Source organism: Flavobacterium sp. OHVDL-2026-0007, assembly GCF_059882335.1.
The window spans coordinates 3841489-3854796 of sequence record NZ_CM187612.1; the positions used below are offsets into that span (position 1 = coordinate 3841489).

Genomic DNA, 13308 nt, shown 5'->3' on the forward strand with positions numbered 1-13308 from the left:
TATTACTGTAATAATTTACTGATAGCGAATAGGATAGGTGAGTGCTAAAAAAAAGCGTCTCAAAGGAGACGCTCTATATTCTTTTCTGAACAAGGTATTATCCATTTACAGCTTCCACTTTAATCGCTTCATCGTTCAACATACTTTTTAGCATATTTTCAATTCCACTTTTTAGTGTAAAGGTAGAAGATGGACAACCACTACAAGCTCCTTGTAGAATTACTTTTACCGTTTTGTCTTCTTCATTATAAGATTCAAAAGCAATATTTCCTCCATCGGCAGCAACCGCAGGTTTAACATATTCCTCTAAGATATTAATGATTTGCTGTGAGGTTACATCTAATTTATCAAAAGCTTCATCTTTAGTGATGTCATTTTTAGTAGCCACTTCAACTAGAGTTTCATCTAAAACAGTTCCACCATTTTCAATATATTGTTTGATGAAAGTTCTAAGTTCCAACGTGATTTCATCCCACTCGTTGATCTCATATTTGGTTACCGAAATGTAATTCTCATCAATGAAAATTTCTTTTACATAAGGAAATTTGAACAATTCTTTGGCTAATGGTGAAGAAGCCGTTTGATCAATGTTTTTATATTCAATAGCATTTTTAGTCAACATTCTGCTCACTACAAATTTTAAGGCTGCTGGATTTGGAGTGGTTTCACCATACACCGTAATAGGTTGTTTTTTTGTTTTGCTTTCGTCTATGTTGATAATAACACCACCTTTGGCTACATAATCTTCAATTTGTTCTGCTACAGCATCTTTTACATCGTCCCATTCTACTATACTGTATCTTTCAATAGCGATAAAGTTTCCGGAGATATAAACTGTTTTTACAAAGGGAAGGTAAAACAACTGCTGTGCTAATGGTGAGGCTTGTGCTTCGTCAATGTTTTTAAATTCGAAATTTTGATTTTGGGTAATGAAATCCTCAAATTCGAACTTTAAGATAGTAGGATTTTGAGTTTCTCTTATGGTGATCTTTGTCATGATGTGTAATTTTTTACAAATTTAGTAAAGTTATTTTCTACTAATAGCTATATTTGATTTTTTAATAAAATAATTAAGACTCTTTTTAGTTTAATCTCTTTAAATAAGTAAAAGAGCCAATATATTTAAATAAAAATGCCTTTATGAAATTTAGAATCAAGGTTTTATTTATTTTTTTAATCACATCGTTGTATTCCTATTCACAAGAAGGAATACCGGTTTATTCCGATTATTTATCTGATAATTATTATCTAATTCACCCCTCAATGGCCGGTGCTGCAAATTGCGCGAAGATAAGATTAACCGCGAGAAAACAGTGGTTTGGGCAAGATGATGCACCTTCACTTCAAACCTTGAGTTTTAATGGCAGAGTAGGGGAAAGATCAGGAGCCGGAATTATTGTTTTTAATGATAAGAATGGCTATCATTCGCAAAAGGGAGTCAAACTTACTTATGCACATCATATATTGTTTTCTAGAGACGAGATTGATTTGAATCAACTTTCTTTTGGTATTAGCGGAGGCATAATTCAAAGTCAATTAGACGAGACTCAATTTGGAGGAAGTTTTGATCCCATTGTTTTTGGTTCCATTCAAAAAGATTCGTACTTCAATATGGATGTGGGAGCTTCTTATAATTTCTTAAATTTTTATGCCCACCTTACTGTTCAAGGTCTTTTGGAAACGAGAAGGGAATTGTATACAGAATACGAAAGCAATAATTTAAGAAAGTTTTTATTTAGCACGGGATATGTATTTGGTAAACGAGACAATATTAGTTGGGAGCCCTCTGTGCTGTTTCAATTATTTGATAAAACCAAAGAAAAGTCAATTGATTTGAACTTAAAAGCCTATAAAAACATGGACTTTGGAAGTCTATGGGCTGCCTTGTCGTATAGAAGAAGCTTTGATGGCGCACAATACAATTCTGGAAATGGCGTGGCCGCTCAGAAATTGCAATATTTTACACCTATCGTAGGAGTAAATTTTAAAAACTTTATGTTTGCTTATACCTATTCCAATGTGGTAGGCGATGTGAAATTTGATACTGGTGGTTATCACCAGATCACCCTTGGTATTAATTTATTTTGTAAAAAGGAGCGTTACGATTGTAGTTGCCCCGCTATTAATTAAACAGTTATGGCCTTAATTAAATCGGTTAATGGAAAATCCCCTGTAATTCCAGAAGATTGTTATGTTGCTGAAAATGCTACCATCGTTGGCGATGTGTCTTTTGGCGCTTCTTGTAGTGTGTGGTTTAATACAGTAATTCGTGGTGATGTAAATTTCATTACTATTGGAAATAAAGTAAATATTCAAGACGGTGCCATTATCCATTGCACTTATCAAAAACACCCCACTATTATAGGGAATAATGTTTCAATTGGTCACAATGCTATTGTACACGGTTGTACGATTCATGACAATGTGTTGATTGGAATGGGATCCATCGTCATGGACAATTGTGTGGTGGAAAGCAATTCAATTATCGCTGCTGGTGCTGTGGTTACACAAAACACCGTGGTGACTTCAGGTAGTATTTATGCTGGTGTTCCGGCAAAAAAGGTAAAAGATATTGATCAGTCTGACTTCGCGGGAGAAATTGAACGTATCTCAAACAATTATGTGATGTATTCGGGTTGGTTTAAGAACGAACCTTAGTGAAGTATTTTGTTCTTTTGGGTAAAGAATATGCCAGTTTTTGGTTCATATAATTTTTTGTTTACTTCGAGGGTTCTTTTTTAGAGCTCTTTGCTAGACTCTAAAGGGATCTATATAATTGAAATAGTATCGGTTTTACGTGCTAAAAGTCCTTTTCGATCACAGTGTACTGATGATTCAAAATCTCTTCTAGAACGGCTGGATTTGAATTGACATAAAAAGTAGGTTCGTTTGTGGCTGTATTCGCCAAACCTACCGTTTCACGTAATATGTTTAGTGTTTGTCTTGCTACAGCTTCACCAGAATCTATGATTTGGATATGTTCTGGTAGTATTTTCTTAATTTGAGGAATCAGGTACGGATAATGACTACAACCTAGTACAAGATAATCGATATTGGCTTCGATCATAGGGCGTAAATAGGATTCTAGTAATTGCGTCATTTCAGGAGAATTTAAATTTCCCTCTTCGATGAGTTGCACCAATCCATAACCTACTTGCTCGACTATTTTAGTATGCTGAAACATTTCGGCTGTTTTGTTGAACAATTCACTGTTCAGTGTGCCTTTAGTGGCTAAAATACCAATGACTTGTGTTTTGGAATTAGTAGCAGCTGGTTTAATAGCAGGCTCAATACCAATAATGGGAATGTCGTAATCTGCACGCAGTTCTCGAATGGCATTAGTAGTGGCGGTGTTACAAGCAACAACAATCAATTTACAATTCATCTCCAGTAAAAGATCGACATTTTTTTTGCTCAAAGCCACAATTTCCTCTTTGGTTTTTTGACCATAAGGAGCATTTTTGCTATCGGCTAAATAAATGGTTTTTTCGTTAGGAAGTAGATCGTGAATGGCGTTCCAAATGGAGGTTCCTCCAATACCGGAATCAAATACGCCTATAGGATTGTTATTCGTCATAGTACAAATTTACTAATTTTTGAAATAATTTGATATTCCTCTTGAAGTGAAATTGGGGAATATTATTATTTTTTAATCTTTATTTAATGTAAAAAAAAACTGCTCCAACTTTTAAAAAGAATAGAGCAGTTTATATGGGTAAGAAATTCGTTTCTTAGAATCCTAAATCTTTTTTTACGTCAACAGTGATGTTTGGACCGTCAGCTAACAATAAAGTAGAACCGTCTAATACATATTGGTAACCTTTTGCTTTTCCAACTTTTTGGATAGCAGCTCTTACTTTTTCCATTAATGGTTTAACGATATCCGTTTCTTTTTGTTGTAGTTCTTTTTGTGCATTGTCTCTGTAATCAACAATTCTTTTTTGCATGTCTTGAACTTCTTTAGAACGCTCTCCGTTGATCACTTCAGTTACAGTTGCAGCTTCAGCCTCATACTTTTTGATTTTTGTTTGGTATTCGTCAACCATTTTTTTGTATTCTGCATCATATGTACCACTTAATTTTTGTAGTTGATTTTGAGCATCTAGCATTGCAGGCATTTTCGACATGATCTCGCTAACATCAACATGAGCTACCTTAGCTTGTGCGTTCATTGTGTTATTTGCTCCTAAAATTAATAAGGCAGCAATTAGTAAAGTTTTGATTTGTTTCATCATTTTTAAAATATTAATTAATTATTGGTCGTATTCGTTTTCTGTGTTTCAGCTTCTTTTGCTTTTTTAGCTGCTGCTCGTTCTTCTAAAATTTTCTTTTTTCTTTCTTCTAATTCTTTCTTGCGTTGCTCGTAAAGTTTTAGTCTTTCTTCTTCTTTATTAACAGCAGGCGTAGTGCTTGTTGTTTTTTCAGTTGTTGCAGCTTCCCCTGTTTGAGGTGTGGCTGTTTTGGCTGTTTCAGAAACCGTGCCATTTTTTTTAGCTTCTCGTTCCGCTTGTATCGCTTTTCTTCTGTCTTCGTATTCTTTTTTCTTGGCTTCGTATTCTAATCTTCGATCTTCAATTAGTTTTTCTCTAGCCGCTTTTCTATCGTCTTGTAATTTTTTCCTGTCTTGTAAAGCTGGATTTTCATCAAGAGCATTTTCTATGCTTTCTTTAGCTTCCTGCTCTTTGAGTTGTTTTTTTGACAACTGCTCTCGTTTATCTGTGCGGTTTAAAACACGTAAAACCTGATCGCTAATATCAAATCTTTTGTTGCTAAAAAGCATGGTAAGATCGGATGATTTATCAAAAACAAAATCATAATTTTTGGCCTCAGCTATATCCTGAACAGCGGTAAAAACTTGGTCTTGAATAGGCTTTGCTAAGCCTGCCTTTTGTCGGATTAAATTCCCGTCAGCTCCAAATTGCTTTTGCTGATAGTCGAGCATTTCATCTTCTAAAAATTTAATTTCAGCTTCTCTTTCGTCAATAAGCTCTTTTGTAAGTAAAGCTTTTTCAGCTTTAAGACTTTCTTTGAGTGTATTGATGGCTAATTTCTTAGCTTCGATCTCTTGCTTCCACTTTTGCGCTTTCAATTCTAATTGGGCTTTTGCTTCTTTATAATCAGCAACGTTCTCCAATATGTACTCCATGTCAATATAGCCTATTCGGGTCGTTTTACCCTGTGCCTGACTTGTATGTGCTACAATCAAGGCTAAAAATATAAATAATAATGGTCTTCTCATAGCATTAATTTATTGAAAATTTTTAACCAAATAGTATTACTCTAGAATTGTTGCCCAATAAGGAAGTGGGTTTCAAAACCATTCGCTTTCGTTTGACCTGGTAAAGCATCGAAACCATAACCGTAATCGATTCCTAACAATCCAAATGCAGGCATAAATACACGTAAACCTACACCAGCTGAACGATATAAATCAAATGGGTTATATGATTTGAACGTTGGGTATGATGAACCCGCTTCTATGAATGTCAAAGCATAAATAGAGGCAGACGATTTTAAGGTAATTGGGTAACGTAGCTCCATAGAGAATTTGTTATAAATAGTCGCTCCAATTTGATCTCCTACCGCATTTACAGGTGTTAGAGAGTTGTTAGGGTATCCTCTTAATGCAATGGTTTCTCTTCCATCCATAGAGTAATTTGCCATTCCGTCTCCTCCTAAGTAAAAACGCTCAAAAGGTACAACACCTCTTGATTGATCGTAAGCGCCTAAGAAACCAAACTCTGTTAATGTTCTTAAAACTAATTTACCATATACTTTAGTATACCAGTCTGCTTTAAATTTAACTTTATAGTATTCTAACCAATTGTATTTCTTTTGATCGACTTTACCGATATCAGTATCTGCATTGCCAAAATTAGATCCAACACTTACATAACCAGTTTGTCCGTTAACCGTTTCTGTTTTAACAAAATCACCATTGTTAAGTGGTTGACCGTCTACACCTGAAGTCGATGCTCCTGTATATTTTGTTTTGTATTCTTTTTGGTTTTGTAGATCTCCATAATCTACTCCATTCATCATGGAATAAGGAGGTGTAACTTTTGCTGTAATACTAAATTCTGAACCATAGGTTGGGAATATTGGGTTAACCCCTTTATTACTTCTTGATAGTCCGATTGTATACGCTAAGTTTCTAGAAGCTCCATTACCAAAGGTAAACAAACCTGTGTTATAATTGTTCAAATCATAATGTTGGTAACTTACCGATTGAGATAGTACAAAATAATCATCTGGCACAGTAAGACGTTTTGCTAATCCAACTTGTAAGGTTAAGATATTAAAACTTTTGCTTTTATCCACATCTCTAGTCACATAATTGTTCAAGAATTGTTTACTGTAGGATATAGAAGAACTAAACTGTACTGGTTTTTTTCCTCCAAACCAAGGCTCTGAGAACGATAAACTGTAGGTTTGGAAATAAGTACTTCCTTGTAAACGCAAAGATACTTTTTGACCATCTCCCATTGGTAGGGGTTTGTAAGCCTCTTTTTTGAATATATTTCGAGCAGAGAAGTTATTGAAAGATAATCCTAAAGTTCCAATGAAACCACCTCCACCGTAACCTCCTTGAAGTTCGACCTGGCTAGATCCTTTTTCAACAAGATTGTATTCGATATCTACCGTTCCTGCACCAGCATCAACGTTTTTAAATTTTGGGTCAATCGCTTCTGGATCAAAAAATCCTAATTGTCCAATTTCACGAATGGTTCTAACCAACTCTTGTTTACTGTACATATTACCTGGCTTGGTTCTTAGTTCACGGTAAATAACGTGGTCGTTTGTTTTGTCGTTTCCTACTACTGAGATTTTGTTGAAATAGGCAATAGGTCCTTCGGTTACTCTGATTTCGAAATCAATCGTATCGTTGGCAGTTTTTACCTCTACAGCGTTGATATTAGAGAACAAATATCCGTTATTTTGGTACAAGTTGGTGATGTCTTCAGCATCAGGTTTTGTTTTGTCTGCAATCCTTTTTTCCAGTAAAACACCATTATACGTTTCTCCTTTTTTGATACCTAAATATTGCGCCAGTACGCGATCTGGATAAACCGTATTTCCTAAAAATTTAATATCTCCGAAGTAGTATTTGTTTCCTTCTTCCATGTTAATTTTAATGGCTAACATGTTTTTCTTTTTGTCGAATACCACAGAATCAGAAATAATACGGGCATCACGATATCCTTTTTCTTTATAGAGAGAAACTACCTTTTCTAAGTCACTTTTGTATTTTTCAGGAACAAATTTAGAGGCTTTTAAAACACGTAAAAAGTTTTTCTGTTTAGTGTCTTTCATGGCTCCTTTCAACTGTTTGTCTGTGAGTTGTTTGTTGCCTGTGAAATCAATACTGCTGATTTTTAATTTATCGCCTTTGTCTACACGTACCAACATGTTTACCTGATGACCGTTAATGGTGTCAGGTGTATTGGTAATGGTAACTTTGGTGTTGTAAAAACCGTCTTTTTTGTATTTGTTTTCGATGTAGTTTTTAGTAGTGGTAATTAAATTTTCGTTGACAATTTTGTTTTTAGTTAAACTGTTGTCTTTAATTAATCCTTCGACTTTACTTTTCTTAATACCTACGAATTTTACTTCGTTTAGTTTAGGAAGTTCTACAATATTCAAGTCTAGATAAATACTGTCGTTTTCGACTTTATTGACATAAAATGAAATTTCGTCAAAGAGACCTAGCTTGCCTAATTTTTTAATAGCGCCGCTAATTTCTTCTCCTGGTACGGTTATTTCTTGACCTTTTTGAAGGCCAGAAAACGTCACAACAGTTTGCTCATTGAAGCTTATTTTACCAACAACAGAAACTTTAGCAAGAATGTATTTTTTTCCTTGGTCAAAAGGAACTCTTTCTTGTGCTTTTATTTGTGAAAAACTACCCAAAAGAAGTAGGGTAAGGACTAGTTGTATTCTTTTTTGTAACACTAAAAAATTATTTAATTTGTTCACTGGTTTTTCCAAATCTACGTTCTCTTTTTTGATAACTAATAATAGCCCCATATAAATCTTGATCTTTAAAGTCTGGCCACAAGACGTCAGTAAAATATAATTCAGCATAGGCAATTTGCCATAACAAAAAGTTACTTATTCTATGTTCTCCACTTGTTCGTATTAACAAATCTACATCGGGTAAATTTTGCGTGTAAAGATGCTCATTTATAATTGAATCGTCAATAGAGTCTATTGAAATTATATTATTTTTAACTTTATTACTGATGATTTTGATGGTATTTACCAATTCTTCTCTTGATCCGTAACTTAAAGCAAGAGTAAGGGTTAGACGGGTATTGTCTTTTGTTTTGTCAATAACATCTAGCAGTTCTTTCTGTGCCGATTTAGGTAGTTTGTCAAGGTTTCCAATAGCATTCAATTTGATATTGTTTTCTTGTAAAGTGCCTAGTTCTTTTTTTAAGGAATTGATTAAAATTCGCATCAAAGCTTCCACTTCTAATTTCGGGCGATTCCAGTTTTCGGTAGAAAAAGCATAAAGGGTTAAATACTCTATGCCCAATTTAGCACAGGTAGTAATGGTTTTTTTTACAGATTTTGTTCCATTTTCGTGGCCAAAAGCTCTTAAAAAACCTTGTTGTTTAGCCCAACGACCATTTCCATCCATGATAATGGCTAGGTGTTTAGGCAAGTTTGTTTGATCTATAGAGTCTAGTAAATTCATTTTATTATTCTGCGCAATAGCAAGGTTTTTGTCCAAAGGTATACGTTAATGTGATTCCTGAAAAGACATACCAGTCATTATTATTTAAATTTCCAAAATGGTATTGGTCTTTGTCGCTTGGGTAGCTTCCGTCTATATTGTCCACAAAGGTATAGCGGGCACCAACTTCTGCGGCTAACACAAAGCGTCTACTTATATTTGATTTTATTCCTAATATAATAGGTATGGCAATGGAGCTATCGTAAACTCCTTCTCTTAATTGTCTCGTTGTGGGATCGCGATAAAATTCATGGTAACTAAAATAAGATAAACCGGAGAATAAATAAGGCGTGATTTTGGTTACATTTTTATGCAAATTAAAATCAAAGAAATTGTATTCAAGTCCCGCTGAAAATTCTTTTAGGCTATTCTCAAAGGCATAACCTCTGTTGTGGCGTGAACTTTCTTTGGAATTGATGTCATTGGCAGAAACAGTGGATTGCATATAGGAAAAGCGATACGAATGACGTGGGCTTTTATTCCATTTATACAAAACACCAAAAGCTAATTTTTCGGGGGCTATGTACGTGGTGCTTCCAACATCACCTACAAAGTTGCTTCCACCAAGAAAAACCCCAATCTCATTGATTTGAGCCTGGAGAGTTACGAAAGGTAAAAAGCATAACAAAAAATTAAAAATGTTCTTCATTTAATTCAAAATTGCGTGCAAATATAATAATTATCACTACGTTTCAACGTTCCTTTACTAAAATGTGCTTTTTTTTCAATTTACGACATGGTTTTGCCGTATTCAGTGAGGATTCGTTACATGCAGAACGGAAAAAAATGTTGTTATCGTATAGTCGGGTGTCAGAAAATAGCCTAATTTCTTTTGTCTTCTCCCCAGAGTAGTTTTTTTCTTAAGGTTTTTAAGAAAGTTTCGCCTGGAATTTCGACCATTTTTATTTTGAAATTGGTTTTTTTAATGGTTAAAACAGATTCGTTTTTGATGGAAGAAATTCTAGAATCTAAAGAAACTAAATATTGATCTTCACGACCAGAAACACGAAGTTTGATCTCAGTGTCGTCCGGGATCACTAGCGGCCTGGCGTTTAAATTATGAGGGGCTATGGGTGTGATGACCAAGCTTTCTACACTAGGAGTCAGTATGGGGCCACCACAGCTTAAGGAATAGCCTGTGGAACCTGTTGGTGTGGCAATGATTAATCCATCTGCCCAATACGAGTTTAAGTATTCATTATTTAAATAGGTGTCTACAGTAATCATCGAGGTTGTGTCTTTCCTGCTCACGGTAACCTCATTCATGGCGAAATTCAAATCTCCTTCAATAGCTTCATTGGCAGGTTCACAAGTTAAACTCAGTAGTGTTCTTTCTGAGATCGTGTAGTTTTTGTCGATGACAAACTGTAAGAAGCTATCAATATTCTCCTTTTGTACGGTAGCTAAGAAACCCAGTCTTCCTGCATTGATCCCTAAAATGGGAACGCCAGAGTTGCGAACTAATGTAGCAGCTCTCAAAATGGTTCCGTCTCCACCAATACTAATTAACATTTCAAAGCTATGATCTAAGGAAGTAGAGGCAGAAAAGGTTTTGTATTCCCTTTTAACGAGCTGTTTTTCGTAGAGCATTTTTAAGAAATTCTCTTCAATTACCATTTCGACATTATTGGTATTGAAAAAAATAAAAATGTCTTTGATGATGGGTTCGGTACTATTTTGATAATACTGTCCGTAGATGGCTACTTTCATTCTTTTGAATTAGATAATGAGAAAAATTAGATAAGGTGCCAATTAAAGCATTAAGAATTTACTTTGTGACTAGTGCCCTTAAAGGCATATTAGCTCAGACTTTAATTTAGATATTAAGGTATTTGTCTAGGTAATCAGAACGTTCTTTTAAACTATTGATATAGGTGTCTTCTTGGTGTTCAGAAATAATTTCATAATTGTACCTTCTAAAGGTCTGAATGATTTCATTCATCGCTCCTAAGTTTATTTTGACGGTAATCTGAACATCTTCTAAACTAGCTTCAGAGACAAAACAGCCCAGTATTTTTCCATTATTGCTTTCTACAATTTGTGTTACTTCACTCATGGAATAATCCAAAATTCCTTTTTGAACGATAATAATGCCGCCTTGCTCTTTTAAAAAAGGAGTTTCCTGAAAAATTTTCATGATATCCACCATTTCATAATATCCTATATACCCATTGTTGTCATCTAGGACAGGAATAATGGTAGTGTGGTTTTTGGTAAAAACTTCCAATAGATCCAACCAAATCATGGACTTTCTAGCAAAAAAGCGTTCAAAAGTATATTTGTAGTCGATGGCTTTTTTGTCTGTGTCAAATGTTTCAATGTCTTCAGTGGCAATACTTCCAATAAAGACGCCGTCCTCCAGCACTGGGAAGTGCGAAAAATCGGAATCAGCAAAAAAATCTTGAATCGATGCTATCGTTTCTTGACTATCAATCGCTTTGAAATCATTGGTAATATAGTTCGTAATTTCTGTCATAAATCAGTTGAAGATATTTGATGCAAAATAATCAAAAAATACCAAAAAACGCTACGTTTTACTTTGTATTTTTGTCGTAACAAATATAGTGTTACTAGAATTAATTATCTATTTATATGACAAAGTTAAGTGTAAATATCAATAAAATTGCAACCCTGCGAAATGCACGTGGTGGAAATGTTCCTGATTTATTAAAAGTGGCTACTGATATTCAGAATTTCGGTGGGCAAGGGATTACTATTCATCCTAGGCCAGATGAGCGTCATATTCGCTATCAAGACGCTCGCGACTTAAAAGCGATAGTGCATACGGAATATAATATTGAAGGAAATCCTCAACATAATTTCATCGATTTGGTACTAGAGTGTAAGCCTACACAAGTGACCTTAGTTCCAGATGCTATTGGAGCGATTACATCCTCTGCGGGCTGGGATACGATTGCCAATCAATCGTATTTGACTGAAGTGATTCAAGAATTTCAACGCAATGGGATCAGAACTTCCATTTTTGTTGATCCAGTATTGGAAGTGATTGAGGGAGCGAAAAAAACAGGAACGGACCGAATTGAGTTGTATACGGAGGCTTTTGCTCATCAGTACAGCTTAGGGAACCAAAGTGGAATTGATCCTTATATAGCAGCAGCAAAATTAGCCAATGAATTGGAATTGGGTATTAATGCAGGTCACGACTTGAGTTTGGATAATATAGCATTTTTTAAACAACATATTCCTGGCTTACTTGAAGTTTCTATTGGACATGCTTTGATTTCAGAAGCTTTGTATTTAGGATTGGAAAATGTCGTAAATATGTATTTAAATAAATTGAAATAATTTTTAAGGATTCAAAATTGTAATTATGCTTTACTCAAAAATAGAAGGAGAAGGAAAACCATTTGTCATCATGCACGGATTTTTAGGGATGTCGGATAACTGGAAAACTCTTGCTTTGCAATACGTCGATGCTGGATTTCAGGTTCATATTTTAGATTTGCGTAATCACGGGCGTAGTTTTCATTCCGATCAGTGGTCTTACGAAGTGATGGTGCAAGATGTGTTTGAATATTGTCAAGCCAATCAGTTGAATAAAATTGACATTTTAGGACATTCCATGGGTGGAAAGGTAGCGATGCTTTTTGCAACCACTTATCCTGAAATGGTGGATAAATTAATTGTAGCCGATATTGGTCCTAAATTTTATAAACAGCATCATCAAGATATTTTAGCGGGCTTAAATGCAGTTGATTTTACGGTGAAGCCAAGTCGAAATGAGGTGGAGGCCGTTTTGGCTCAATATGTCACTGATTTTGGAACACGTCAGTTCTTGATGAAAAATTTATATTGGCAGGAACCAGGGCAATTAGCATTTCGATTTAATCTATCCGTTTTTAATAAAGATATGGATGTGATCGGTAAAGCTTTAGCTGATGATTTAGTTTTCGAAAAACCTACTTTATTTATTAGAGGAGGGGAATCGGGTTATATTTTAGATCGAGATTTTGAAGACATTCGCCAACATTTTCCCAAGGCATCATTTGAAACGATCCCTGGTGCGGGACATTGGCTTCACGCTGAAAACCCTAAATTGTTTTTTGAACTAACCACTGCCTTTCTAAAAGACTAACTGTTTTAATGAAAATTTTATTACTTTTATTAAAATTTAAAATCAAAAAAATATGAAACTATTACTTAGACTCCTTGTGACTGCAGGCTTGGTATTATTAATTGCTAATTTTCTGTCGGGTGTGCATGTGGCTAGTTTTACCACTGCGATCATTGTTGCTTTTGTTTTAGGATTGTTGAATCTTTTTATAAAACCAATATTAGTGATCTTAACATTGCCGGTAACCATTATTACTTTAGGATTGTTTTTGTTAGTGATTAATGCGATCATTATTTTATTGTGTACAAATATAGTAGGCGGCTTTGCAGTGGATTCCTTCTGGACTGCTTTATTGTTCAGTATTATATTGTCTATTCTTCAGTCTATTACTTATAAAGTAGTCGGTGACGATAAATAAATCAAAATAGTAAGGGTGTTAAAATACTCTTGAAATACAATAGATTAAAAACTTGGTTGGGTTGCAAAAATTTTA

At 34.7% G+C, this 13308-nt stretch carries 14 protein-coding genes; 5 read left to right on the forward strand and 9 right to left on the reverse strand.

Annotated features, from left to right (window positions below; translation table 11 throughout):
* Positions 1 to 97 precede the first annotated feature (97 nt).
* Positions 98 to 997: a NifU family protein gene (locus AC51AA_RS15760; protein WP_500703174.1), complete on the reverse strand. Its 900-nt coding sequence runs from the start codon at positions 995 to 997 to the stop codon at positions 98 to 100.
* A 143-nt stretch (positions 998 to 1140) separates the two neighbouring features.
* Here AC51AA_RS15760 and AC51AA_RS15765 point away from each other — a divergent pair, with 143 nt between their 5' ends.
* Together AC51AA_RS15765 and AC51AA_RS15770 are read left to right on the forward strand one after the other, a co-directional pair.
* A complete protein-coding gene (locus tag AC51AA_RS15765) occupies positions 1141 to 2130 on the forward strand; it encodes a PorP/SprF family type IX secretion system membrane protein (protein WP_500703175.1) in 990 nt (329 codons plus the stop codon).
* A 6-nt stretch (positions 2131 to 2136) separates the two neighbouring features.
* Positions 2137 to 2658: a gamma carbonic anhydrase family protein gene (locus AC51AA_RS15770; RefSeq protein WP_500703176.1), complete on the forward strand. Its 522-nt coding sequence runs from the start codon at positions 2137 to 2139 to the stop codon at positions 2656 to 2658.
* Between the two features lie 142 nt (positions 2659 to 2800).
* Here AC51AA_RS15770 and murI read toward each other — a convergent pair whose 3' ends face one another.
* The 8 genes from murI to AC51AA_RS15810 form a co-directional block, all read right to left on the reverse strand.
* Positions 2801 to 3577 carry a glutamate racemase gene (gene murI, locus AC51AA_RS15775; RefSeq protein WP_500703177.1) on the reverse strand — a complete coding sequence of 259 codons (777 nt, stop codon included), beginning with the start codon at positions 3575 to 3577 and terminating at the stop codon, positions 2801 to 2803.
* Between the two features lie 154 nt (positions 3578 to 3731).
* Positions 3732 to 4235, reverse strand: a complete 504-nt coding sequence (locus AC51AA_RS15780; RefSeq protein WP_500703178.1) for an OmpH/Skp family outer membrane protein — start codon at positions 4233 to 4235, stop codon at positions 3732 to 3734.
* A gap of 14 nt (positions 4236 to 4249) precedes the next feature.
* A complete protein-coding gene (locus AC51AA_RS15785) occupies positions 4250 to 5239 on the reverse strand; it encodes an OmpH/Skp family outer membrane protein (RefSeq protein WP_500703179.1) in 990 nt (329 codons plus the stop codon).
* A 41-nt stretch (positions 5240 to 5280) separates the two neighbouring features.
* Positions 5281 to 8028 carry a BamA/OMP85 family outer membrane protein gene (locus AC51AA_RS15790; protein WP_500703180.1) on the reverse strand — a complete coding sequence of 916 codons (2748 nt, stop codon included), beginning with the start codon at positions 8026 to 8028 and terminating at the stop codon, positions 5281 to 5283.
* Entirely contained in the window at positions 7961 to 8701 is a 741-nt protein-coding gene (uppS, locus tag AC51AA_RS15795) for an undecaprenyl pyrophosphate synthase (RefSeq protein WP_500705649.1), read from the reverse strand. Before uppS ends, AC51AA_RS15790 begins: the two co-directional genes overlap by 68 nt.
* 4 nt (positions 8702 to 8705) lie before the next feature.
* Positions 8706 to 9389: a type IX secretion system protein PorG gene (gene porG / locus AC51AA_RS15800; protein ID WP_500703181.1), complete on the reverse strand. Its 684-nt coding sequence runs from the start codon at positions 9387 to 9389 to the stop codon at positions 8706 to 8708.
* A gap of 173 nt (positions 9390 to 9562) precedes the next feature.
* Entirely contained in the window at positions 9563 to 10450 is an 888-nt protein-coding gene (locus AC51AA_RS15805) for an NAD kinase (protein ID WP_500703182.1), read from the reverse strand.
* Positions 10451 to 10556: 106 nt separating this feature from the next.
* Positions 10557 to 11216, reverse strand: a complete 660-nt coding sequence (locus AC51AA_RS15810) for a CBS domain-containing protein (protein ID WP_500703183.1) — start codon at positions 11214 to 11216, stop codon at positions 10557 to 10559.
* Between the two features lie 116 nt (positions 11217 to 11332).
* Here AC51AA_RS15810 and AC51AA_RS15815 point away from each other — a divergent pair, with 116 nt between their 5' ends.
* The 3 genes from AC51AA_RS15815 to AC51AA_RS15825 are packed head-to-tail and all read left to right on the forward strand — an operon-like array spanning position 11333 to position 13233.
* Positions 11333 to 12046 carry a pyridoxine 5'-phosphate synthase gene (locus AC51AA_RS15815; RefSeq protein WP_500703184.1) on the forward strand — a complete coding sequence of 238 codons (714 nt, stop codon included), beginning with the start codon at positions 11333 to 11335 and terminating at the stop codon, positions 12044 to 12046.
* A 25-nt stretch (positions 12047 to 12071) separates the two neighbouring features.
* On the forward strand, positions 12072 to 12836 hold the full coding sequence (locus tag AC51AA_RS15820; protein WP_500703185.1) for an alpha/beta fold hydrolase: 765 nt from the start codon (positions 12072 to 12074) through the stop codon (positions 12834 to 12836).
* A gap of 52 nt (positions 12837 to 12888) precedes the next feature.
* Entirely contained in the window at positions 12889 to 13233 is a 345-nt protein-coding gene (locus AC51AA_RS15825; RefSeq protein ID WP_500703186.1) for a phage holin family protein, read from the forward strand.
* Positions 13234 to 13308 lie beyond the last annotated feature (75 nt).

What these genes read in the sequence shown, in the direction of transcription:
- AC51AA_RS15820 (WP_500703185.1), top strand. Translation starts at nt 12,072, where the DNA reads ATGCTTTACTCAAAAATAGAAGGAGAAGGAAAACCATTTGTCATCATG.
- uppS (WP_500705649.1), bottom strand. Translation starts at nt 8,701, where the DNA reads ATGAATTTACTAGACTCTATAGATCAAACAAACTTGCCTAAACACCTA.
- AC51AA_RS15785 (WP_500703179.1), bottom strand. Translation starts at nt 5,239, where the DNA reads ATGAGAAGACCATTATTATTTATATTTTTAGCCTTGATTGTAGCACAT.
- AC51AA_RS15765 (WP_500703175.1), top strand. Translation starts at nt 1,141, where the DNA reads ATGAAATTTAGAATCAAGGTTTTATTTATTTTTTTAATCACATCGTTG.
- AC51AA_RS15815 (WP_500703184.1), top strand. Translation starts at nt 11,333, where the DNA reads ATGACAAAGTTAAGTGTAAATATCAATAAAATTGCAACCCTGCGAAAT.
- AC51AA_RS15780 (WP_500703178.1), bottom strand. Translation starts at nt 4,235, where the DNA reads ATGATGAAACAAATCAAAACTTTACTAATTGCTGCCTTATTAATTTTA.
- AC51AA_RS15825 (WP_500703186.1), top strand. Translation starts at nt 12,889, where the DNA reads ATGAAACTATTACTTAGACTCCTTGTGACTGCAGGCTTGGTATTATTA.
- porG (WP_500703181.1), bottom strand. Translation starts at nt 9,389, where the DNA reads ATGAAGAACATTTTTAATTTTTTGTTATGCTTTTTACCTTTCGTAACT.
- AC51AA_RS15790 (WP_500703180.1), bottom strand. Translation starts at nt 8,028, where the DNA reads ATGGGGCTATTATTAGTTATCAAAAAAGAGAACGTAGATTTGGAAAAA.
- AC51AA_RS15770 (WP_500703176.1), top strand. Translation starts at nt 2,137, where the DNA reads ATGGCCTTAATTAAATCGGTTAATGGAAAATCCCCTGTAATTCCAGAA.
- AC51AA_RS15760 (WP_500703174.1), bottom strand. Translation starts at nt 997, where the DNA reads ATGACAAAGATCACCATAAGAGAAACTCAAAATCCTACTATCTTAAAG.
- AC51AA_RS15810 (WP_500703183.1), bottom strand. Translation starts at nt 11,216, where the DNA reads ATGACAGAAATTACGAACTATATTACCAATGATTTCAAAGCGATTGAT.
- AC51AA_RS15805 (WP_500703182.1), bottom strand. Translation starts at nt 10,450, where the DNA reads ATGAAAGTAGCCATCTACGGACAGTATTATCAAAATAGTACCGAACCC.
- murI (WP_500703177.1), bottom strand. Translation starts at nt 3,577, where the DNA reads ATGACGAATAACAATCCTATAGGCGTATTTGATTCCGGTATTGGAGGA.